The 22,652-nt window shown below is 63.7% G+C and carries 12 protein-coding genes; 3 read left to right on the forward strand and 9 right to left on the reverse strand.

Going from position 1 to position 22,652, the window contains the following annotated elements:
• Window positions 1-59: 59 nt before the first annotated feature.
• The 4 genes from lon to ACN6NG_RS04670 form a co-directional block, all read right to left on the reverse strand.
• Window positions 60-2,477 carry an endopeptidase La gene (gene lon, locus ACN6NG_RS04655; RefSeq protein WP_063422227.1) on the reverse strand — a complete coding sequence of 806 codons (2,418 nt, stop codon included), beginning with the start codon at window positions 2,475-2,477 and terminating at the stop codon, window positions 60-62.
• A 240-nt stretch (window positions 2,478-2,717) separates the two neighbouring features.
• Window positions 2,718-5,129 carry a glucose/quinate/shikimate family membrane-bound PQQ-dependent dehydrogenase gene (locus ACN6NG_RS04660; protein ID WP_063422226.1) on the reverse strand — a complete coding sequence of 804 codons (2,412 nt, stop codon included), beginning with the start codon at window positions 5,127-5,129 and terminating at the stop codon, window positions 2,718-2,720.
• Between the two features lie 30 nt (window positions 5,130-5,159).
• On the reverse strand, window positions 5,160-6,494 hold the full coding sequence (locus tag ACN6NG_RS04665; protein WP_197899646.1) for a carbohydrate porin: 1,335 nt from the start codon (window positions 6,492-6,494) through the stop codon (window positions 5,160-5,162).
• Between the two features lie 316 nt (window positions 6,495-6,810).
• Window positions 6,811-8,859: a TonB-dependent receptor gene (locus ACN6NG_RS04670; RefSeq protein ID WP_474313088.1), complete on the reverse strand. Its 2,049-nt coding sequence runs from the start codon at window positions 8,857-8,859 to the stop codon at window positions 6,811-6,813.
• A 164-nt stretch (window positions 8,860-9,023) separates the two neighbouring features.
• On the opposite strand from ACN6NG_RS04670, the gene ACN6NG_RS04675 reads away from it, so the two are divergent.
• Both ACN6NG_RS04675 and ACN6NG_RS04680 read left to right on the forward strand, forming a co-directional pair.
• The gene (locus tag ACN6NG_RS04675) at window positions 9,024-9,245 is read left to right on the forward strand and encodes a VF530 family protein (RefSeq protein ID WP_016498188.1); all 222 of its coding nucleotides are present in this window, start codon (window positions 9,024-9,026) and stop codon (window positions 9,243-9,245) included.
• Between the two features lies 1 nt (window position 9,246).
• Complete coding sequence (locus ACN6NG_RS04680) at window positions 9,247-9,882, forward strand: Pr6Pr family membrane protein (protein ID WP_063422223.1); 636 nt, start codon at window positions 9,247-9,249, stop codon at window positions 9,880-9,882.
• Window positions 9,883-10,001: 119 nt separating this feature from the next.
• On the opposite strand, the gene ACN6NG_RS04685 is transcribed toward ACN6NG_RS04680, so the two are convergent.
• The 3 genes from ACN6NG_RS04685 to ACN6NG_RS04695 all read right to left on the reverse strand — a co-directional run bounded on the left by ACN6NG_RS04685 (window position 10,002) and on the right by ACN6NG_RS04695 (window position 14,540).
• Window positions 10,002-10,763 carry a siderophore-interacting protein gene (locus tag ACN6NG_RS04685; protein ID WP_474313090.1) on the reverse strand — a complete coding sequence of 254 codons (762 nt, stop codon included), beginning with the start codon at window positions 10,761-10,763 and terminating at the stop codon, window positions 10,002-10,004.
• A complete protein-coding gene (locus ACN6NG_RS04690; RefSeq protein WP_474313091.1) occupies window positions 10,756-11,301 on the reverse strand; it encodes a PadR family transcriptional regulator in 546 nt (181 codons plus the stop codon). Before ACN6NG_RS04690 ends, ACN6NG_RS04685 begins: the two co-directional genes overlap by 8 nt.
• Window positions 11,302-11,390: 89 nt before the next feature.
• A complete protein-coding gene (locus ACN6NG_RS04695) occupies window positions 11,391-14,540 on the reverse strand; it encodes a transglycosylase domain-containing protein (RefSeq protein WP_474313093.1) in 3,150 nt (1,049 codons plus the stop codon).
• Between the two features lie 391 nt (window positions 14,541-14,931).
• Between ACN6NG_RS04695 and ACN6NG_RS04700 the strand changes: the two genes are divergently transcribed.
• On the forward strand, window positions 14,932-16,350 hold the full coding sequence (locus tag ACN6NG_RS04700) for an amino acid permease (protein ID WP_474313095.1): 1,419 nt from the start codon (window positions 14,932-14,934) through the stop codon (window positions 16,348-16,350).
• Window positions 16,351-16,390: 40 nt separating this feature from the next.
• On the opposite strand, the gene ACN6NG_RS04705 is transcribed toward ACN6NG_RS04700, so the two are convergent.
• Both ACN6NG_RS04705 and ACN6NG_RS04710 read right to left on the reverse strand, forming a co-directional pair.
• Window positions 16,391-18,010, reverse strand: coding sequence for an FMN-binding glutamate synthase family protein (locus tag ACN6NG_RS04705; RefSeq protein WP_059395470.1), 1,620 nt, complete (start codon window positions 18,008-18,010; stop codon window positions 16,391-16,393).
• 244 nt (window positions 18,011-18,254) lie between these two features.
• Complete coding sequence (locus ACN6NG_RS04710; RefSeq protein ID WP_474313097.1) at window positions 18,255-22,535, reverse strand: DEAD/DEAH box helicase; 4,281 nt, start codon at window positions 22,533-22,535, stop codon at window positions 18,255-18,257.
• Window positions 22,536-22,652 lie beyond the last annotated feature (117 nt).

The following is a 22,652-nucleotide window of genomic DNA, read 5'->3' on the forward strand; positions in this document are numbered from 1 at the left end:
GTTTTGTGTTGCCAGTGCCGGCCACTTCGACGCCAAAGCCGCGAAGTGGCCGGTGCAGGTTAGAACAGGACTTTGGCCACGTCGGCAAAGCGCTTGGCAAAATGCACTGTCAGGCCTTCGCGCAGGTAGTCCGGCAGTTCTTCGAAGTCGCCACGGTTAGGCTCCGGCAGGATCAGTTCGAAGATCTTCTGCCGGCGCGCCGCAATCACCTTCTCGCGCACCCCGCCAATCGGCAGCACCTGGCCGGTGAGCGTCAGCTCGCCCGTCATGGCCACGCCCTTCTTCGGTGCCTGGTCGCGGGCGAGCGACAACAGGGCACTTGCCATGGTGACCCCGGCACTCGGGCCGTCCTTGGGCGTCGCGCCTTCAGGAACGTGCAAGTGGATGAACGCTTCGTTGAAGAAGCCAGGGTCACCGCCAAACTGCTTGAGGTTGGAACTGACGTAGCTGTAGGCAATTTCGGCCGACTCTTTCATCACGTCACCCAGTTTGCCGGTCAGTTTGAAGCCGCGGTTGAGGGTGTGGATGCGGGTTGCCTCGATCGGCAACGTGGCGCCGCCCATGCTGGTCCAGGCCAGGCCGGTGATCACGCCTTTGCCCGCCAGTACCTGCTCACTGCGGAACACCGGTATGCCGAGTGCGGCTTCCAGGTCCTTGGTGCCGATCTTCAGCTTGGCTTCGGGGTTTTCCAGCAGCTTGACCACGGCCTTGCGCACCAGCTTGCCCAGTTGCTTCTCCAACTGGCGCACGCCCGCCTCGCGGGCATAGCCTTCGATCACCAGGCGCAGGGCGCTGTCGCTGATGCTCAGGCTGGTCTTTGAAACGCCAGCTTTTTCCAGTTGTTTGGGCCACAGGTGGCGCTTGGCAATGGCCAGTTTTTCTTCGGTGATGTAGCCGGACAGGCGGATCACTTCCATGCGGTCGAGCAACGGCCCGGGGATCGAGTCGAGGGTGTTGGCGGTGCACACGAACAGCACTTTGGACAGGTCAAGGCGCAAGTCGAGGTAGTGGTCGAGGAAGTCGACGTTCTGCTCCGGGTCGAGGGTTTCCAGCAAGGCGGAAGCCGGGTCACCCTGGTAGCTCTGGCCCATCTTGTCGATCTCGTCGAGCATGATCACCGGGTTCATCACTTCGACGTCTTTCAAGGCCTGTACCAACTTGCCAGGCTGGGCGCCGATGTAGGTGCGGCGGTGGCCCTTGATTTCGGCTTCGTCACGCATGCCGCCAACGCTGAAGCGATAGAACGGCCGGCCAAGCGACTCGGCGATGGACTTGCCGATGCTGGTCTTGCCCACCCCGGGCGGGCCCACCAGCAGCACGATCGAGCCACTGATTTCGCCTTTCCAGGCCCCCACGGCGAGGAATTCGATAATGCGTTCCTTGATGTCGTCGAGGCCGGCATGGTGCTGGTCGAGGACTTTGCGCGCATGCTTGAGGTCGAGCTTGTCCTTGCCGTACATGCCCCACGGCAGGGCGGTGGCCCATTCGAGGTAGTTGCGGGTGACGGCGTACTCGGGCGAACCGGTTTCGAGAATGGCCAGTTTGCCCATCTCTTCATCCAGGCGCTTGCGTGCCTGGGGCGGCAGGGTCTTGCCTTCCAGGCGCTGTTCGAACTGTTCAAGGTCGGCGCTGCGGTCGTCCTTGGTCAGGCCCAGCTCCTGCTGGATGACCTTGAGTTGCTCCTTGAGGAAGAACTCGCGCTGGTGTTCGCCGATCTGCCGGTTCACCTCGGCCGAGATCTCGTTCTGCAGGCGCGCGACTTCCACCTCTTTGCGCAGCATCGGCAGGACCTTTTCCATGCGCTTGAGCATGGGCACGCAGTCGAGTACTTCCTGCAACTGGTTGCCGGTGGCCGAAGTCAGCGCGGCAGCGAAGTCGGTGAGCGGTGAGGGGTCGTTGGGGCTGAAGCGGTTGAGGTAGTTCTTCAGCTCTTCGCTGTACAGCGGGTTGAGCGGCAGCAGTTCCTTGATCGCGTTGATCAGGGCCATGCCGTAGGCCTTGACCTCGTCAGTCGGCTCGGCGGGCTGGCGCGGGTATTCAACTTCGACCAGGTAGGGTGGGCGGTGGTGCTTGAGCCAGTTGCGGATGCGTACCCGGGTCAGGCCCTGGGCGACGAACTGCAGTTTGCCGTTTTCGCGGCTGGCATGGTGCACCTTGACCAGCGTGCCGTACTGCGGCAGGGCCGAGGTGTCGAAATGGCGATGGTCTTCTGGCGGGGTGTCCATGAAGAACAATGCCAGGCAGTGGTCGGGTGACTTGGCCACCAGGTCGAGGGTTTCTGCCCAAGGTTCTTCATTGACGATGACCGGGAGTACCTGGGCCGGGAAGAACGGGCGGTTGTGGATCGGGATCACGTAGACCTTGTCCGGCAGCTGCTGGCCGGGCAGGGCGAGGGCGTGGCCGGTTTCGGCCTGGGTGGTGTGCTCGACTTCGCTGTGTTCGTCGGGGTGTTCCGGGAAATCCTGCTGGTCGCTCATGGGGCACCTGCGTGAATGACTATGGTGCTTAGATGGGGCGCAGGGGAATCGGTTTCAATGGTAGACGAAGGGAGCAGGGGAGGGTTTCATCTGTAATTGGCTGCACCGGCCTCATCGCCGGCAAGCCAGCTCCCACAGGTAACCCACCATTTTCAAGGTCGGTGGAATACCTGTGGGAGCTGGCTTGCCGGCGATGAGGCCGGTACAGGGGAATGAGCCCTGCAAGCAGGGCTCGGTAACTTAGTCAGCGAGTTTGTAAGCGATGATGTAATCGCCCATTCTGGTGCCCAGCGAGCCATGGCCGCCAGCAGTCACCAGCACATACTGCTTGCCATCCTTGCCGGTGTAAGTCATCGGCGTGGCCTGGCCACCCGCTGGCAGGCGGGCACTCCACAGTTCCTTGCCGTTGTTCACGTCATAAGCACGCAGGTACTGGTCGAGGGTGCCGCTGAGGAAGCCGACGCCGCCTGCGGTAACGATCGAACCGCCCATGCTCGGCACGCCAACCGGCAGGCCGATCGGTACCGGGGTGCTGTCGCGGGTGGTGCCGTTCTTGTGCTTCCACACCACCTTGTTGGTGAACAGGTCGATGGCGGCGACATAGCCCCAGGCCGGGGCCTGGCACGGTACGCCCAGCGGCGACATGAACGGGTGCATGGTCACCGCGTACGGCGCGCCAGTATTGGGCTGCACGCCGCTGGTCTCGCTTTCGCGCTTGCTGCCTTCGGCGACCTGCTCGCGCGGCACCATCTTCGACACGAAGGCCATGTAGTTGGGCGAGGTGAACAGCAGTTGGCGCACCGGGTCGACCGACACGCTGCCCCAGTTGAAGACCCCCACGTTACCCGGATAGATCAGCGAGCCCTGCTCGGATGGCGGGGTGTACTGGCCTTCGTAGCGCAGTTCGCGGAACTGGATGCGGCACAGCATCTGGTCGAACGGCGTGGCGCCCCACATGGCCTGTTCGGTCAGCTCAGGGCCGAGCAGATTGAGGTCGGAGCGGGCCTGGGTCGGCGAGGTGTGGTCGCCCTTCACTGCGCCTTGCGGGGTGGGGATTTCGCGGATCGGCACGATCGGCGTACCGTCGCGGCGGTCGAGCACGTACAGGCTACCTTGCTTGGTCGGCACGATGATCGCAGGTTTCACGCCATCGTCAGTCTTCAGGTGGACCAGCGTCGGCTGGCTGCCGACGTCCATGTCCCACAGGTCGTGGTGGGTGAACTGGTAGTTCCAGCGGGCCTTGCCGGTGGCCAGGTCCAGGGCGACCACGCCGGCGCTGTACTTCTCGGCGCCCGGGGTACGGTCGGCGCCCCACTGGTCCGGGGTCTGGTTGCCCAGCGGCAGGTAGACCATGCCCAGGTCTTCGTCGACGCTGGCGATCGACCACATGTTGGCCGAGTTGCGGCTGTACATCTTGCCTGGGGCCAACGGCTTGGTGTCTTCCGGGTTGTTGCTGTCCCAGTTCCACACCAGGTGGCCGTCGTGCACATCGTAAGCGCGGATCACGCCCGACGGCTCGTTGGTCGACTCGTTGTCGGTGACGTGGCCACCAATGATCACCAGGTCACGGGTGATCGCGGCAGGCGAGGTGGAGTAGTAGCCGCCGGCAGTGAACGGGCCGATGCCGGTGGTGAGGTCGATCACGCCTTGGTTGGCGAAGCCTTCGCACACTTTGCCGTTGTCGGCGTTGATGGCGATCAGGCGAGCATCTGCGGTAGGCAGGTACAGGCGGCGCGGGCAGGCCTGTGCCACGGCTTGGCCTGCGTCGGTAATTTTCGGTACCGGGCTGCCGTCGCGGCTGACGTAGCGGTTTTCGTCATAGTACGAAACGCCACGGCAGGTCATGTGGGCAAAGCCTTTGAAGGTGCCGGTCGGGCTCTTGACCTGCGGGTCATAGCGCCAGATTTCCGCGCCGGTGTCCGGGTCCAGGGCCAGCAGGCGGCTGTGTGCGGTACAGGCGTAGAGCATGCCGTTGACCTTCAGCGGGGTGTTCTGGTTGGTCAGCTCCACCGGGTCGTTTTCAGTCGGCAGGTCGCCGGTGCGGATACGCCAGGCTTCTTCCAGGCGGTAGGCATTCTGCGGGGTGATCTGGCGCAGCGGCGAATAGCGGTCGCCATGCTCGGTGCGGCCATAGGCCTGCCATTCGCCGTCGGGCATGGCCGGGGCGGCGCTGGCCATTTCGCTGCTTTCGCGGCCCAGTTCGCCGAACACTTCGCCGGGGTGGGTGAACTGGCTGCCCAGGGCACATGCGCCCGAAGCAACCACGGCAACGCCCAGCAGTGCAGTGTTGGCCTTGCTGGCCGGGCCGATCAACGGGCGACGTGCCCACGGCAGCAGCAACACCACGCCGATGGCAAACCAGATGGCCAGGCGTGGCACCAGTTGCCACCAGTCCAGGCCCACTTCGAGCAGGGCCCACACGGTGCTGCCCAGCAACACCAGGCCATACAGGCCCAAGGCAATGCGGCGCTGGGCCAGCAGCAGGATGCCCGAAAGGGCAAAGCCGATACCGGCGATCAGGTAGTACAGCGATCCGCCCAGCTGGCTCAGTTTGATACCGCCGGCCAGCAGGGCCAGGCCCATCAGCAACAGCAGCGCGCCGATCAGGCGAGGTAGCCAGCGGCTTCCTTGGTTGGCACCTTCAGTGCTCATCGTAGGTTCTCCGTCAGGTCAAAAAGGGGGTTAGAAACTGCTCTGGATTTTCAGGCCGCCGACCAGGGCGCCATCCACCTGCGACACCCCGCCCGGGTGGCGGATGTACTGCAGGTTGGGGCGCACCGTGAGCCAATCGGCCAAATGGATGCCGTAGTACAGCTCGGCGCTGTACTCGGTGTCCTGCACAGGCAGGAAACCGGGGTTGTCGTAGTCGTAGAGCCCGGCGGCCTGGTTGGCCAGGCGGGCGTTCTTGCGGTAGGCAGGGTTGACGTGCACGCGGGCGAGGGCGAAACCGATGTCGTCCTTGGCGCGGGCGTCGAAAGGCCCTTTGTATACCAGTCCTGCCTGCACATAGTTGTCGATGGCATTGGTCTTCTTGTCATGCACCGTGGCGTTGGCGAACAGGCTCAGGCCACGCGACTGGTCGGAGGCCAGCGAAGTTACCTGCTGCTGGGCGCCGAGCCACATGCCGTGCTTGCTCGAACTGCTGCGGTAGGCGGCGCCGCTGACGGCGGCCGGCTGGCCGTTGCTGTCCTTGAGAACATCCTGTGCCTTGGCATTACTGTAGTAGTAGCCGGCGCGATATTCCCCTTTCAGGCCTTGGATGCGTGGGGTCCATACCAGTTCGATCGGCATTACCGCGCCCTGCGTGCCGCTGCCGCTGAGCTTGAAGCCATTGCCCGATTCCAGGTTGGAGGGGTTCTGCTCGAACACGCCGACCTGGGTGTAAAGCTCGTCGCTGAGGTTGTAGCGCACGCGCAGGGCCCACTGGCTGACCGGCCAGTTGTACCAGATGCCACCCACCCAGTTGCCCACCTGCGAGCCGCAGAAGGCCAGGTTCTGGAAGTCGCAAGGGAAGCTGTTGAAGTCCTCGCCTTCGCCGAAGCGGCCGAATTTCACGTCCAGCGCACCATCGAAGTACTTCTGCTTGATCCACATCTGCGTCAGCCGCCAGGTTTCGCCACGACCCCAGACTTCCTGGGCCGAGGTGAAGCCGCCAACGCGGGGGTCGTTGATGCGGTCGTTGCTGATGTTGTCGCCGTGGCGCTCGGTGATGGTCAGCTGGAATTCGGCGTCTTGCCAGCCAAGGATCTTGTCCAGGTCCAGGTGGCTGCCAAAGGTGAACTGGTCGCTGTAGCGCGCGGTACGGTCGTGGTCGTAGCCACCGTGCAGGTTGCTGCCCATCTCCCCGGTGTAGCCGAGGGTGAAGTCGTAGCCTTTTTCCAGCAATTCGCTGCGGGTGCCGCCCCAGTCGCCGAGCATCCATGGGGAGTCGCTGGCAAACATTTCGCTGGCGGCGGCGGGTGTCGCCAAGGCGCTGAGGGCAAGGCCGATGTAACAGGTTTTGGGCAGTTGGAGCATGAGATAGCGCTATCTTTTGATTATTGAAAAAACGGCAAGCGCATCGAAGGGCATGCCCTTCAATGGATATGGCGACAAGATGGTTTCAGTGAAGCGATTCAGCTTCAGGCGGGGAGGATATAGCGGAAGTTGTAAGAAAAAAAGACAAATTGTCGCAGGGAATTGTTGTTCAGCGGGTAACAATGGTGTGAAGGGGCTGCTTTGCAGCCCATCGCCGGCAAGCCAGCTCCCACAGAATTGCGCTAGCACTGAGGACAGTGCAGTACCTGTGGGAGCTGGCTTGCCGACGATTGGGGCGCAAAGCGCTCCCGCGATTTCAGAAGGTGGTACGCAACCCCACTTCCACACTGCGCCCCGGTGCCGGTGCGATATCGCGCAGGATCGAGCTGGCGTAACGCACGGTCTGGTCGGTCAGGTTTTCGCCGCGTACAAACGCCAGCCACTGGCTCTGGCCAATGTCAAAGCGGTAACCCACGCTTGCACCCAATGTGGTGTAGCCATCGGTGCTGGTTTCGTTGGCCGGCTTGCGGTGCTGCGATGCCGCATGTTGCACATCTACCCGCGCCTGCCAGCGGTCCAGTTCCCACACCAGGCCGCTGTTCAAGCGCAGCGGGGCGATGCGTGGCAAAGGTTCGCCACTGTCGAGGTTCTTGGCCCGGGTGTAGTCACCGGACAACTCCAGCGCGAAGCTGCCGTAGCGGTTCTCGACCAGCTGCCAGCGGTCCTGGGCCTCGATGCCGTAGAAGCGCGCCCGCACGCCCTGGTACTGGTATTCCGGGAAGCCCTCGTGGTCATGATCGTGGTCGTGGTCATCCTCGCCATGGTCGTGGTCATGCCCGCCCTCGCGCAGATTGCCGGTGCCGATCAGCCCGATGTAGTTGCGGAAGTGGCTGTAGAACACCCCGACACTGCCTTTGTGGGTGCCATTGTCGAAGCGCAGCGCCAGGTCGGCGGAAATGGCCTTTTCCTTGTTCAGGCTGGCGTCACCCACTTCAAAGGCACCGGTGGCCACATGCGCACCATTGGCGTACAGCTCGTAGAAAGTCGGGGCGCGCTCGGTGTAGCCAAGGTTGGCGGCCAGCGACCAGATCGGGTCGAGCTGGTACACCGCACCGGAGGATAGGCTGAAGGCGTTGAAGCTGCTGGCGCTGTCGGCATCGACGAAGTTTTCGTTGCCTTTGGCGTCCGGGTCTACCCGGGTGTGCTCCAGGCGTGCGCCCAGGCTCAGGTTCAGCCGCTCTGTGGCCTGCCATTGCTCCAGCATGAACAGCGCCAGGCTGTCGGTGTTGGTGTGCGGGACAAAGGCTTCCTCGCCGAGGGCAGAGAATTCGTTGCGACTGACCTGGGCACCGATCACCCCCTCCATCGGCCCGAGCGGTTGATGGCGGGCTTCGATACGCGCTTCGTAGCCCTTGTTCTTGAAGGTGGTGTGCACCTCGCCTTCTTCGATCTCGCTGTGTTCGTAATCTGTATAGCCAGCATCGACCTTGACCGAGCTGAACGGGCCGTCCAGGTCGCGCAGCTCGGAGGCGAAGGCGTAGTGGTCCTGTTTCATGTCCAGGCGCACACCGGACTCTGCCACCGAGCCGTAATTGCTGTCGTAGCCGCTGTACGACAGGCCGGCGTAACCATGATCCCAGTGATAGGCACCACCGACTGCACCGCCGTCCTGGCGGCCGTCGCTGTTTTCCAGGCGGTGTTTGCTGCCAGGCTCATCGGCGTCACGCACCTTGGAACTGCGGGCGTAGCCGGGGATGCGCAGGTTGTTGAACTGACGGCTGTTGGCATCCAGGTGCAGGGCGAAGGCACCGTTACCCGCCTCCAGCTTGCCAGCGCTGCTGCGCGTGGTGTCGGCGCCACCGTAGCGCAACTCACCGGCACCGTGGATGCCTTCGATCGGTGCATCCGGGATGCGGTTGTCGAAGGTGTTGACCACGCCACCGATGGCGTTGCCGCCGTAGAGCAGGGCGGCCGGGCCGCGGACGATCTCGACGCGGTCGACAGTGACCGGGTCCAGCGGCACGGCGTGGTCATAGGACAGCGACGAGGCATCCAGCGCGCCGACGCCATTGCGCAGGATGCGAATGCGGTCGCCGTCCAGGCCGCGGATTACCGGGCGGCTGGCGCCAGGGCCGAACCAGGTCGAGGCGACACCGGGCTGCTTGTTGAGGGTTTCACCGAGGCTACCGTGCTGTTGCTGCAGCAGGTTGTCGCCTTCGAGCACGGTGCTGGGGGCGGCCAACTGGCGGTTGCCCAATGGGTTGGCGGTGATGACCTGGGGTTCGAGTTCCATGGCCTGGCTGGGCGACGCAGCCAGCCAGAGCGCGACGGCAAGGGGGGAGAGGCGAAGCGTTGAGTACAGCATGGGGATGGGGCGTTCCTTGGCAGATGCTTTTATAGTGTTACAACATAACATAACTATTTCAGCACAGAGGTTTTGCCCCTGGCCAGCATTTTTTCTGTGGGCTTGACGCATCCCACCCGCCACTACACTCGTGTAAGGTGCGCATCTTTCCTACGGAGCACAGCATGAGCACGGCCCAACACAACGCGCTGCACGGCAAGACCCTTGAACAGATCCTCACCGAGCTGGTGGCGCACTACCAATGGCAGGGCCTGGCCGAGCGCATCGATGTGCGTTGCTTCAAGAGCAACCCCAGCATCAAGTCGAGCCTGGCCTTTTTGCGCAAGACGCCGTGGGCGCGAGAAAAGGTCGAGCAGTTGTACGTGAAGCTGCAGCGCAAGGCCTGATATGCCGCGCCGCCCCTGGCTGACCGGCATGGCCGTGCTGGGCTGGTTCGGCCTGACCGTGCAGGTATACCTGGTGCTGCTGGCGCGCTGGGAGGAACAGGCCAGCCTGATTGGCGGCCTGATCAATGTGTTCGGCTATTTCACCGTGCTGACCAACACCTTGGTGGCGACGGTGCTCAGTTATGCAGCGTTCGGTCGTGAAGGCCGCGCCAGGCGCTTCTTCCTGTCGCCGTCGGTGAGTGCTGCAGTGGCAGCCAGCATCGTGCTGGTGGCGCTGGCCTACAGCGTGTTGCTGCGCCACTTGTGGCAACCGCAGGGTTGGCAGTGGCTGGCGGACGAGTTGCTACACGACGTGATGCCTTTGCTGTATGCCTTGTACTGGTGGTGCGAGGTGCCCAAGGGCAGCCTGCGGCTATGGCACCTGGCAGTGTGGGCGATGTACCCGGCGGTGTACTTCGCCTATGCGCTGTGGCGGGGGAGCGAGATTGGCATGTATGCCTACCCGTTCATCGATGTGGCTAGCCTGGGGTATGGGCAGGTGATGCTCAATGCCCTGGGGGTGCTGGCGGGGTTCTGGGGGATTGGGTTGGTGTTGCTTGGGCTGGATCGGTGGCGCGGGTTGGACAGATTTGCTTAGCCTGCACTGGCGCTATCGCCGGCAAGCCAGCTCCTACAGGTACCTCACAGCCTTCAAGGGCTGTGCAATAACTGTAGGAGCTGGCTTGCCGGCGATAGGGCCAGTGCATGTAACCAAGATCACTCGTCGTCCGCAGTCCCGTCAGCACGCCAGTAGGCCGCAGCCTTCAGCGCATCCTCAGGCACGCCTTTCTCCAGCAGCAGTGCTTTGGCCTGGCGGGTCAGGGCTTTTTCCAGCGCCACCCAGCCATACAACCGGCCTTGCGGCAAGGTCAGGTTCTTCACCAGTTCCAGCAAATCTTCTTGCTGGCGACGCACCCAGATGACTTCGACCTGTGCCTTGCTCGGCAACGGCTGGCGCTCCTGCTCGTCTTCGATCTGGATCACCGCCAGCACCTGGCGGCCAGCCGGCAGTTCGTCCAGGCGCCGACCAATCGCCGGAATGGCGGTTTCGTCACCGATCAGCAGGTAGCTGTCGAACATATCCGGCACCACCAGCGAGGCCCGTGGCCCGGCGATGTCCAGGGTTTGCCCCGGGGTGGCCTGGGCGGCCCAGGTGGAGGCTGGGCCGTCACCGTGCAGCACGAAGTCGATGTCCAGTTCATTGGCCACCAAGTCGATGCGCCGTGGCGTGTACTCGCGCATGGTGGGCCGTGCGCCACCGTCCCGGCCCATATTACGGGCCTCGATGGCCTGTTGTTGCTCCGGCGTTTCGGCGAACAGCAGCTTGATATGGTCGTCACTGCCGACGCTGCTGAAACCTTGCAGTTCGGCACCGCCGAGGGTGATGCGGCGCATGCGTGGGGTCAGCTCGGTGACGCGCATTACCAGCAGACGGCGTTGGCGGATCTCGTGGTTGACGCGGTGGATGGTGTCACTCATGGGAAGTCTCCCCGACAGTGTCGGCCGGCCCGGAGGCGATGGCCTTGGCGGTATGGTTGAGCAAGTCGCGGACCCGTTGGATTTCTTCCGGAGTCCAGCGGCCGCTGTGCATGTGCAGTGCGTGGCGCAGGTTGCCGACCGCTTCATGGATTTCAGGCGGGCGGTCGTGGCCGCGCAGGGCGCGTTTGCTGACTTCGATGCGCATGCGCACGCCGTCCAGCGCGACAGCTTGCTCGGCCAGGGCGCTGCGCCCGGCGTCGGTGATGGCATAGAGGCGTTTGCTGCCCTGCAACTGGCCGCTGATCAGCTCGGCCTCTTCAAGAAAATTCAGCGTGGGGTAGATCACCCCTGGGCTTGGGCTGTAGCTGCCGTCGAACAGGTTTTCGATCTGGCGGATCAGGTCGTAACCGTGGCCGGGCTGCTCGGCCAGCAGGTCCAGCATCAGCAGCTTGAGGTCACCGGGGGCGAAGACGCGTGGGCCGCGCTCGCCGCGGCCGGGGCGCCGCTCGAAGGGGTCATGGGGGGTGTGTTCACGCATGGGGGCAGGGCTCCGTCGTTTGCGATATATCGTAAGATATTACTCAAGATATATCTAAAGACAAGCCCTTTAATGCAGATGATTATCATCTATTGCTTCGATGCATTCCCCGCTGCGGGTGGTGTATGCAGCGCAACCTGCGGCGGTTTGCATTCATTCGGATTGCCCGGCTGCAGGTATGGCATCAGGATCGGGGCCATGCCCTTGAGCACTTGCACCGGCAGCGCCGAGGTGAATTTGAACGCTTCTGCCGAGCGCCCCGGCACGAAGGCAGTGAGGGTGCCGAAGTGGTTGTCGCCCAGGAAGAATACGAAGGTGGCGGTACGGTTCAGCGAGCGCGAGCCAATCAGCCGACCGCCGGCGCCGAAGCTTTCGATGCGGTTGTCACCGGTACCGGTCTTGCCCCCCATCACCAGTGGCGTGCCGTCCTGCAGCTTGAAGCTGCCGGAAATACGCCGCGCGGTGCCTGCATCGACCACCTGCGACATGGCGCCTTTGAGTGCGCGTGCCACTTCCACCGGCAGAATCCGCACGCCGCGGTCTGGGTCGGTGATCAACTTGGTTTCATAAGGGGTGTTGGCTGCAAAGTGCAGGGTGTCGATGCGCAGGGTGGGCAGTCGGATGCCGTCGTTCTGGATGATGCCGACAAGTTCGGAGAGGGCGGCGGGGCGGTCGCCCGAACTGCCGATGGCGGTGGCCAGCGAGGGCACCAGGTGGTCGAATGGATAGCCCACGCGTTTCCAGCGCTGGTGGATGTCGAGGAAGGCTTCGATCTCGACCATGGTGCGGATGCGGCTGTCGCGTGCCCCTTGGTGGCGGCTCTTGAACAGCCAGCTGTACACCTCCTGGCGCTCGAAGCGGCTGGCGTTGACCATTTCGGTCAAGGTCGAGCTCGGGTTTTTCAGCAAGTAGCCGAGCAGCCAAAGGTCCAGCGGGTGGACCTTGGCAATGTAGCCCTGGTCGGGCAGGTCGTACTTGCCCGGGCCATAGGCGTCATACATCTCTGACAGGCGGCCGTCGGTCAGCTTGCCGAGGGTAATCTTGTCGCCCTTGAGGTGGGCGCGTACGAAGGCATTGAAGGTTTCCTGCCCTGCTTCGGGGAACAGGTAGCGATGTACCGCCGCCAGCCGTTGCGGGGTCACACGCATGCTGTCCAGGAAGGTGTCCAGGCGCTGTTGCGAGGTCTTGCGCTGGTATTTCTTCCAGAAGCGCATCAGGTAGTTGGTGCCTTCCTTGTCGGCGAAGCGGGCCAGGTATTCCTGGCGGCGAGGGTCGGCGTCGTCCTTGAGCAGCGGCACGCGGTTGTACGGCTGCTGGTAGGTCACATAGCGCACCAGGTCGCGCATCAGGCGAATGAACGGCAGGTTGATCGATTCGCGCAGCGCATCCTTGAGCGTCGGGTTGCGGCTGTTGTCTTCCTTGCGGAAGTTGTTGAACACGTGCATGCCGCCGCCTGTGAAGAAGGCTTCACCGGTATTGGCGGAGTACTTGCGCTCCAGCGCGGCGTCGAGCATGGCGTCCAGGCTCTGGTTCTTGCTGTTCTGCGTCAGCCATTCCAGCGACCACTGGGTGATGCGGTCGAGTTCGGCGACTTCTACCTTCTTCAGCTCGGCAGCGGGTTTGCCGGCGTACTTGTCGTGCAGTTCGGCGATGATCTCCAGGTACGTGGTCAGCACCCGCAACTTGGCGGTGGAGCCGAGTTCCAGCTTGCTGCCTTCGTTGATGTCGAAGGGCTGATTGGTGCTGTCGGTCTGCACCCGTACCCGCGAGCCGTCGGCGGTGCGCTCGAACAGGGTGAAGCTGTAGCTGACCTGGTCGGTGGTCTTGGTGGTGAGCAGGCGTTCGCCGATCAGCCCCATCTGCGCGGCAAACTCCGGGTCGGCAAGGTTTTTCAGGTACTGGCTGACCTGCAACTGCAGGTCGGCCTGCAGGGTACTGGTGGCCGACACATCGAGGCGGTCGAGGTCGTACAGCGGGCGGTTGAGCATGGCGGCCAGGCGGTTGCGCGCCAGGCTGATGCCCTTGTTGGTAACGATCGGCACGATGGTTGGCTGCGCTACCCAGTCGCGGTAGACCGCCTTGCTGGCCAGCGCGGCATCGGCCAGTGGCTGCTCGATCACCTTGTTGGCGGCAAGCACGCGGATGTGCGAATCGGTGAGTTCGGCCAACTCGACCCGGCCCTTGGACAAGTAGTGGGACGGGCGGCGCTGGGCAATCATCAGCGACAGCACCTGGCGCAGGGCAAGGCCGCGTGCAGCCATGCTTTCGGCGTCGGTGGCGGTGGAAGTCAGAGCCTGGTTGACCTGGTCGAAGTCGGCGCCGTACCACACCCGCAGGCCTTCGGCCATGCCATGCACTTCGCCGTGCCCGGGCACGGCCGACAGCGGCACACTGTTGAGGTAGTCGCGCACGATGCGCTGGCGTGCTTCGGTGGTATCCGGGCCGCCCTGGTAGGCACGCACGCTGGCAGAAATCATCTGGCGGATTTTCTCGGCACCCGACACGGTCAGGCCGTCCGGTGAGTGGCGGTACTTTTCCAGCTGGGTCGCCAACGTGCTACCGCCCGCAGACTGACCGGGCAAAGCCAGGTACTTGGCCACCTGGCTGTAGGCGGCCTTGGCAAAGCGGGGCCAGTCCACGGCCGGGTTGTTGCGCGGGTCCTGGGTATCGAGCAGGTCGCGGTTCTCGATGAACAGCAGGCTGTTGACCATCACCGCCGGGATCGCGGCAAAGTCCGGGTACAGGTGCTGTGGGTAGTTGTACTGGTACAGCGTGTCGCCGCGGCAGTCGGTGATCGACAGGCCGGCCTGGATCTTCTCGATATAGGGGGCGAACAGCCCATGATCGACGTAGTTCATCAGCGCGGGTGAGAACTTGACCTGCTCAGTGATCAGGTAGTCGCGCTTGAGCAGGCGTGGCAAGAATTCGCCCAGGGCGCTGTAGCCAAGGCGCCTGTCGAACGGCCCGTCACCGGGGTAGATGATTGCATCACTAGGGCCGGGCTCCAGCGAGTAGGTCAGGGTACCGGCCAGTTTGCTGAACTCGCGTGATTGCAGTTCGGAGGTGCGGAATTCGTCATACGCAGCGAAGCCGATGGCCACCAGCGCCACCAGCAGGATGAGGATGATCAGCCGCCACCATAGCCGACGCTGACGGGGGGACTTCGGTTGTGGCGTCTCGGCCGGAGGTATCTCGGGTGCTTCCGTTCTGCTTGGTTCCGATTGCCACAGTGCGCCCATAGTCTTCAATCCGGCCAGGTGTTTTCGTCTTGCTTGACTGAAGCTTAGACGTTGAGCGGGTCAGGTGAAAATTTTGTAGGAGGTGGAGAAAAGCGGGGTAGGGCTATGCGGCTTTGGTGTGGGTTTCTTGATACGGCGATGTTGCTATGGTGCCGGGGTAGCTTTCAGGGCCGCTGCGCCCGCCAGAAAACTTGCTGATTATTCCTGTATATACAGCGAAAATCCCTGCAACGGTGTTCCTATACTGCTCGGCCCCTTCGCCCTGCCGGGCGCTCTACCCCGGCACACGGGCCGGCCCACGAGGCCAGCCTGGCAAGCCAACGTCACGCCTATCGGCATGACCGTTGCTGCACGAAGGTCAAATCCAATAACAAAATGAGGTTGTATTGCTATGCCAGTCGGCAACCACTCTGCCCATGGCCAGGCCAATGAAGGCGGCCCGCTCAAGCGTGAACTGGGCGAACGGCACATCCGCCTGATGGCGCTGGGCGCCTGTATCGGCGTCGGTCTTTTCCTCGGTTCGGCCAAAGCCATCGAAATGGCCGGCCCTGCCATCATGCTGTCCTACATCATCGGTGGCCTGGCCATCCTGGTGATCATGCGCGCCCTTGGCGAAATGGCCGTGCATAACCCGGTCGCCGGCTCGTTCAGCCGCTATGCCCAGGACTACCTCGGCCCGCTGGCGGGCTTTCTCACCGGCTGGAACTACTGGTTCCTGTGGCTGGTGACCTGCGTTGCCGAAATCACCGCGGTGGCCATCTACATGGGCATCTGGTTCCCCGATGTACCGCGCTGGATCTGGGCCCTGGCGGCCTTGGGCAGCATGGGCGCGGTCAACCTGGTGGCGGTGAAGGCCTTTGGCGAATTCGAGTTCTGGTTCGCTCTGATCAAGATCGTCACCATCATCGCCATGGTCCTTGGCGGCATCGGCGTCATTGCCTTCGGCTTCGGCAATGACGGTGTGGCGTTGGGTATCTCCAACCTGTGGAGCAACGGCGGTTTCATGCCCAATGGCGTGACCGGCGTGCTGATGTCGCTGCAGATGGTGATGTTCGCCTACCTGGGTGTGGAAATGATCGGCCTCACCGCCGGCGAAGCACGCAACCCGCAAAAGACCATCCCGCAGGCCATCGGCTCGGTGTTCTGGCGCATCCTGCTGTTCTACGTTGGTGCGTTGTTCGTGATCCTGTCGATCTACCCGTGGAACGAAATCGGCAGCCAGGGCAGCCCGTTCGTCATGACCTTCGAGCGCCTCGGCATCAAGACCGCCGCCGGCATCATCAACTTCGTGGTCATCACCGCGGCGCTGTCTTCGTGCAACGGCGGCATTTTCAGCACCGGGCGCATGCTCTACAGCCTGGCGCAGAACGGCCAGGCCCCGGCGGCCTTCGCCTGCACCTCGAAAAACGGCGTACCGCGCAATGCGCTGCTGCTGTCGATTGGCGCGCTGCTGCTGGGCGTGCTGGCCAACTACCTGGTGCCGGAAAAGGTGTTTGTGTGGGTCACGTCGATTGCCACCTTCGGTGCGATCTGGACCTGGGTGATGATCCTGCTGGCGCAGCTCAAGTTCCGCGCCGGCCTGACTACCGCCGAGCGCAAGGCGCTGAAGTACCGCATGTGGTTGTGGCCGCTGAGCTCATACCTGGCGCTGGGTTTCCTGGTGCTGGTGGTTGGCTTGATGGCGTACTTCGAGGATACCCGTGTGGCCCTGTACATTGGCCCGGCGTTCCTGGTGCTGCTGACGGTGCTGTACTACGCGTTTCGTCTGGCGCCGAAAGACGTGCAAGGTGTAGCCAGTACTGCTTCCTGATCTGAAACCTCTGGGGCCGCTTTGCGGCCCCAGGGCTCTATCAGGCCGCCACTTCGCTGTGCGGCTCAAAGCTGTCGGCCCGGGCGAGCTGCCACATGCGCGAATAGAATTGCCCATCCACCTCGCCGGTCAGCAACTCCCCCGGCTTCAAGAACACATGCATCTGCGAGAACAGCTTGATCTCGGTGGCCGAGACGCGCCGCACCAGGTGCTTGGCCTCCAGCTGCGCCGGGTGCTCCAGGCCCGCCGCCGCGAGCATTTCGGCCAGGGCACGCAAGGTGTTGTGGTGGAAGTTCAGCACCCGTTGGGCCTTGTCCGGCACCACCAGGGCGCGCTGGCGCAGCGGGTCTTGCGTGGCCACGCCAGTCGGGCACTTGTTGGTGTGGCAGCTTTGCGACTGGATGCAGCCAATGGCGAACATGAAGCCGCGCGCCGAGTTGGCCCAGTCGGCACCGATGGCCAGCACGCTGGCGATGTCGAAGGCGCTGACGATCTTGCCGCTGGCCCCTAGCTTGATCTTGTCACGCAGGTTCAGGCCAACCAGCGTGTTGTGCACAAACAGCAGGCCTTCGCGCAGCGGTACGCCGATATGGTCGGTGAACTCCACCGGTGCGGCGCCGGTACCGCCTTCCTTGCCATCGACGACGATAAAGTCCGGCAGGATGCCGGTTTCCAGCATGGCCTTGGCGATGCCCATGAACTCCCACGGGTGGCCCAGGCAGAATTTGAAGCCGACCGGTTTGCCGCCGGACAGCTCACGCAGCTGGGCAATGAACTGCATCATCTCGATTGGCGTGGAGAAAGCGCTGTGGCGCGACGGTGAAATGCAGTCTTCGCCCATCAGCACGCCGCGCGTTTCGGCGATTTCCTGGGTGACCTTGTGTTTGGGCAGGATGCCGCCGTGGCCAGGCTTGGCGCCCTGGCTCATCTTGATTTCGATCATGCGCACCTGCGGGCTGCGCGCCTGGGCGGCGAAACGTTCGGGGTCGAAGCGCCCGTCCGGCGTGCGGCAACCGAAGTAGCCGCTGCCCAGCTCCCAGACCAGGTCGCCACCATGCTCGCGGTGATAGGGGCTGATGCTGCCTTCGCCGGTGTCATGGTGGAAGTTGCCCAGCTTGGCGCCCTGGTTGAGGGCGCGGATGGCATTGGCGCTGAGCGAGCCGAAGCTCATGGCCGAAATGTTGAAGATCGAGGCCGAGTATGGCTGGCTGCACTGCGGCCCGCCGACAATGATGCGGAAGCTGGCCGGGTCGGCCAGCGGCGCCGGGCGCATGGAATGGCCGATGAACTCGAAGCCGGACTCGTACACGTCGATCAGGGTGCCGAACGGTTTGTCCGAGGCTTCGTTCTTCGCCCGGGCATACACCAGCGAACGCTGGGCGCGGGAGAATGGCAGGGCGTCGCTGTCGGACTCCAGCAGGTACTGGCGGATTTCCGGGCGAATGGCCTCGACCAGATAGCGGATATTGCCCAGGATCGGGTAGTTGCGACGTACGGCATGGCGTTGCTGCAGCAGGTCGAACAGGCCGATCAGGCTGAGGAGGCCCGTGGTCAGGGTGAACGGCCACAACCATTCGTGGTGGATGAAGGGCAGGCTCGCCAAGGTGAACAGCACACAGGCTGCGAAGAAGGCATAGCGACTGAGTAGTGACAGGCTCATACAGGGTCCTTGCGATGGCGCGGTCAGGCTCAGGGCCTGGGGGCAAACCCCGACCATAGCCAAGTTGCAGGGCCCTGCAAATTAAAATCGGGGTAGCGAAAATCATTCTCGCCAAGTTATGTACTGGCTGTACCGGCCCTATCGCCGGCAAGCCAGCTCCTACAGGTCATCACCACCGTCAAGCGAAGTGACATCTCTGTGGGAGCTGGCTTGCCGGCGATAGGGCCGGTAAACCCAATAATGCTCAGTGCTTGTCACGCAGCAGTTTCTGCCGCCAGATTTCCTGCTCTTGTGCGGGCGCCTCGACCAGATACGTGTAACGCCCGGCCACCCGTACCGCCACCGGTACCCCGTCGCGATACAACAAGCGGTTCCCACTCACCGCTGGCACTTTCGCCCCGGGCAGCAACGCGCCGATCAGGTTCAGCGGGTCACTGGCACTCACTACCAGCAATGTCCCGTCCGGGTCGCGGCGGCGGACCTGGCGCAGCAACCCCACCGCCTCCGGCAAGGCGAACTGTTCACCCGCCAGCCCGGCAATGAAGCGCCCGCCACGGATCTCGCCACGCGCCTCCAGCCGGTGATAGCAGCGCAGCAGTTCACGCCAGGGCGGCAGCACATCACTCTCGCGCTCAAGCAGCCGCCAGCAGATCACCCCATAGCGGCGCAGCAGGGTGCGAGCGACGTCCTCCAGGCGCTGGTCGTGATCCGGCGGCGTATCGCTGCGACGCAGCAGTGCCCAGCGCCCGGCATGCACCATGCTGCTGGAAAGCGGCGGGTGACCTCGGCGGCTATTACGTGAACTGCGCTTGGCCGCAGGCGTGATCAGGCTGCGCAAGCCGGTGAAACTGTCAGCGCCGACCAGGCCCGAGCCCACCAGTTCCTGCAGCGCGGTTTCCAGTTCGCTGGGCAGCAGGTGCGCCTCCTGCGCCAGTTCATCAAAGAACAGCGCCCCCTGGGTTTTCAGCGCTTCGTACACACGTTGCGCACGCAGGCCAAGGGCATCCACCGTTGGTGCGGGCGCCAGGCTGCGCCATGTGTTCAGCTGGTCGCGCGGCAGCAGCACCACTGGGGTACTCGATAGGGTGCTGCTCGCCACCGTTGCCGCCAGCCGGCTCCAGGCGAACTGGCCGCTGCGGCAGGCATCGTCCAGCCAGTGCGGGCTGTAGTCTTTGATGCGCGAAGGCAGCAGTTCCGCCTCCCACGCCCCGGCGGCGCTGGGGAACCCCTGCAACTGACCCAGTACTTCGGCCACCGCCTGCGGGCCACGCAGGCGCTCGTCGGGCGCCAGGCGCTGCCAGTCGAATAGAAAGCGCATGAAGTCCTGCAGGCTGACCGGTTCGATCTCGCGGCGCAGGCGCTTGACCGTGTAGCGGTGAATGCGCGCCAGCAAATGGCGTTCGCACCATTGCAGGTCGGTGGCACCAGGGCTGAAGTGCCCGCGCAGCACATAGCCTTCGGCTTCCAGGCGGGCCAGCGCCTGTTCGATTGCTTGCAACGGCTTGCCAAGCGGTGCCGCAATCTGCGTCGCGGTCCTGGGGCCATGGCCACTCAGGCGGGCACGTAACAGTTCACTCAGGGCAAGGTCCGGGTCGATGGCCTGATCAAACCCTGGCAACACCTGCAACGCAGGCTCCAGTAGAGCATCCGAATACAGCACCCTCAGCAGGCCCAGTCGCTCACGCGCCAACCACAGTTTCTCGTCCGCCAGGCGCAAGGCCCGACCGTTCTTGGCCAGTTGCCTGAGCAGCAGGTCCCAGCTGGCATTGCCTTGCACTTCAGCTTGGCTGATCGCGCCCAGGCCCATCAGCGCTTCGTGCATTTCGTCGGCATTGCCCGGTTGCGGCCAGGCTTCGGCCGCGACGGCGGCAATGGCATCAGCGTCCAGGGCGCCCAGGTCGTCGCCACTGCGCACCTCGCTCCAGCGTCGGTTGAGCACAGCCTGGGTGCGCCGTTCTTCCAGCGGGGCATCGTCCAGAAAAGCGTACGGCCTGGCGTTGAGAATGGCCGACGCCAGTGGCGAAGGGGCGGGCAGGTCGCGGCACAGCAGGCGTACCGCCCCGCTTTCCATGCGTCGCAACAGGGCCAGCCAACCTTCACTGTCCATCGCCTCGTGCAGGCAGTCGTCGAGTGTTTGTTCGACCAACGGGTGATCGGGTATCTGCCGCTCGCCGGCGATGTTCTCCAGGCAGGCGATCTGGTCTGGGAACACGGCGGCCACCAGGTCTTCGCTCTTCATGCGCTGGATCTGCGGCGCTACCTTGCGCCCGCCCACGAAGCGTGGCAGCGCCATGGCCACGCCAGCGTTCCAGCGCCAGCGCACGCCAAACAGCGGTGCATCCAGCAGGGCCTGGACGAGGATCGGCTCGGCGCTGCGGCTGTTCAGGTAACCCCACACCTCGTCCAGCTCGAAGCTGTGGCTGGTCGACAGTGAAAGTACGATGGCATCTTCGCTGGCGGCAGCCTGCAGCTCGAAGTTGAAGGTGCGGCAGAAGCGCTTGCGCAAGGCCAGGCCCCACGCGCGGTTGATGCGGCTGCCGTAGGGTGAATGGATGATCAGTTGGGTCCCGCCCGACTCATCGAAAAAGCGCTCCATCACCAGCGTGTCCTGCGAAGGGAGGGCGCCAAGTACCTCGCGGGTGCGGGCCAGATAGTCGAGCAACTGGCTGGCGCTGTCTTCGCCCAGCTCAAAGGTAGCCTGCACCCAGGCCAGTACTTTCAGCATGTCGCCGTCAGCTCGATCCAGTTGCTGGTCGATTCGCGCCTGCAGCCGGGCTACGGCGGCAGACAGCTCATCACTGCGCCCCGGCGCTTCACCCAGCCAGAACGGAATGGTCGGCGGCAGGCCATGGGCATCTTCCACCCTTACGCGGCCTGGCTCGACGCGCAGGATGCGATAAGAGGCGTTGCCCAGCTGGAAGATATCGCCGGCAATGCTCTCCACGGCAAAGTCTTCATTGACGCTGCCGATGTTCAGCGCCTGCGGTTCCAGCAGCACGGTGTAGTCGGCGTTGTCAGGGATGGTGCCGCCGCTGGTCAGCGCCGTCAGTTGGCTGCCGCGACGGCCGCGCAATGTGCCGCTGACCGCATCGCGGTGCAAATAGGCGCTGCGGATGCCCTGGCGGCCGTTATAGCCCTCGGCGAGCATGGTGAGCAGCGCCTGGTAGTGGCGCTGGTCGAGCTCGGCGTAGGGGGTGGCCTGGCGCAGGCAGTCGAACAGGGCTTGTTCGTGCCAGTCCTGGTTGCTGGCTTCGGCGACAATCTGCTGGGCCAGTACGTCCAGCGGTGCCCGGGGTATGTGCAGCTCGTCCAGTTCGCCTTGGCGCACGCAGTCCAGCAGGGCCACGCATTCGATCAGGTCATCGCGTGAGGTGGGGAACAGGCGCCCCTTGGGCACACCGTCAACCTGGTGGCCGGCGCGGCCAACCCGTTGCAGGAAGGCGGCAATCGAACCCGGTGAGGCGATCTGGCACACCAGGTCGATATCGCCGATATCAATGCCCAGCTCCAGCGAAGCGGTGGCTACCAGCACCTGCAAATGGCCGCTCTTGAGCCGCTGCTCTGCATTCAGGCGCAACTCCTTGGACAGGCTGCCATGGTGCGCGGCGACCGCCTCCTTGGCCAGCCGGTCGCTGAGGTGACGGGTGATGCGCTCGGCAAGGCGCCGGGTGTTGACGAATACCAGCGTGGTGCGGTGTTCGCGCGCCAGGGTGGCCAGGCGGTCGTAGACCAGGCCCCAGACATCGTTGGCCATCACCGCGCCCAGTGGCACCGGCGGCACTTCGATAGCCAGATCGCGTTGGCGGGCATGGCCTACATCGACGATGGCGCAGGGGCGCCCGCTACCGGCCAGAAACTCAGCCACCCGCTCGACCGGGCGTTGTGTGGCGGACAGCCCGATGCGCCGCAGTGGCCGTTTGCACAAGGCTTGCAGGCGTTCCAGGGTCAGCGCCAGATGGGCGCCCCGCTTGTTGCCGGCCAGGGCGTGGATTTCGTCGACGATTACCGTATGCACAGTACCCAGGCCTTCACGGCCTGAAGCAGAGCCCATCAACACGTACAGCGATTCTGGGGTTGTCACCAGAATGTGTGGGGCCAGCTTGCGCATGGCGGCACGTTCCTTTTGTGGCGTGTCGCCCGTGCGTACGGCCGTGGTGATGCGTGGGGCTTTCAGGCCCCGGTCTGCGAGGGCCTGGCTGATGCCTTCGAGCGGGGCTTGCAGGTTGAGGCGGATGTCGTTGGACAGGGCCTTCAGCGGCGAAACGTAGATCACCTGGGTTTGCGCGGGCAGTTCGCCTTGGTGCTCCAGGCCTTCACGAAACAGTTCGTCGAGCACCGCCAGGAAAGCACTGAGGGTTTTGCCCGAGCCCGTCGGCGCGGCGAGCAGCATCGACTGGCCGGCGTGGATCAGCGGCCAGGCTTGTGCCTGGGCTTCAGTGACCGTGGCGAAATGGCGACGGAACCAGGTGCGCACGGCAGGGTGGAACAGCTCGAGCACCGGGTGGTGTTTGGCGGGCAGGTTCATGTGTTGGTTATGGAGGGTATGCCGCGGGTTGGCAAGGGGCCGTTCGTCGCGGATGCTATGTTGCCTGCGCCGGCGATAGGGCCAGCGCAGGCGATATCTTTTTTGATTTCTTGAGTG

The sequence above is a fragment of the Pseudomonas sp. TSO6 genome (genome assembly GCF_056098905.1).

Bases quoted from the DNA above. Each gene is read 5' to 3' on its own strand.
- lon (WP_063422227.1), bottom strand. From the start codon at position 2,477: ATGAGCGACCAGCAGGATTTCCCGGAACACCCCGACGAACACAGCGAA.
- ACN6NG_RS04660 (WP_063422226.1), bottom strand. From the start codon at position 5,129: ATGAGCACTGAAGGTGCCAACCAAGGAAGCCGCTGGCTACCTCGCCTG.
- ACN6NG_RS04665 (WP_197899646.1), bottom strand. From the start codon at position 6,494: ATGCTCCAACTGCCCAAAACCTGTTACATCGGCCTTGCCCTCAGCGCC.
- ACN6NG_RS04670 (WP_474313088.1), bottom strand. From the start codon at position 8,859: ATGCTGTACTCAACGCTTCGCCTCTCCCCCCTTGCCGTCGCGCTCTGG.
- ACN6NG_RS04675 (WP_016498188.1), top strand. From the start codon at position 9,024: ATGAGCACGGCCCAACACAACGCGCTGCACGGCAAGACCCTTGAACAG.
- ACN6NG_RS04680 (WP_063422223.1), top strand. From the start codon at position 9,247: ATGCCGCGCCGCCCCTGGCTGACCGGCATGGCCGTGCTGGGCTGGTTC.
- ACN6NG_RS04685 (WP_474313090.1), bottom strand. From the start codon at position 10,763: ATGAGTGACACCATCCACCGCGTCAACCACGAGATCCGCCAACGCCGT.
- ACN6NG_RS04690 (WP_474313091.1), bottom strand. From the start codon at position 11,301: ATGCGTGAACACACCCCCCATGACCCCTTCGAGCGGCGCCCCGGCCGC.
- ACN6NG_RS04695 (WP_474313093.1), bottom strand. From the start codon at position 14,540: ATGGGCGCACTGTGGCAATCGGAACCAAGCAGAACGGAAGCACCCGAG.
- ACN6NG_RS04700 (WP_474313095.1), top strand. From the start codon at position 14,932: ATGCCAGTCGGCAACCACTCTGCCCATGGCCAGGCCAATGAAGGCGGC.
- ACN6NG_RS04705 (WP_059395470.1), bottom strand. From the start codon at position 18,010: ATGAGCCTGTCACTACTCAGTCGCTATGCCTTCTTCGCAGCCTGTGTG.
- ACN6NG_RS04710 (WP_474313097.1), bottom strand. From the start codon at position 22,535: ATGAACCTGCCCGCCAAACACCACCCGGTGCTCGAGCTGTTCCACCCT.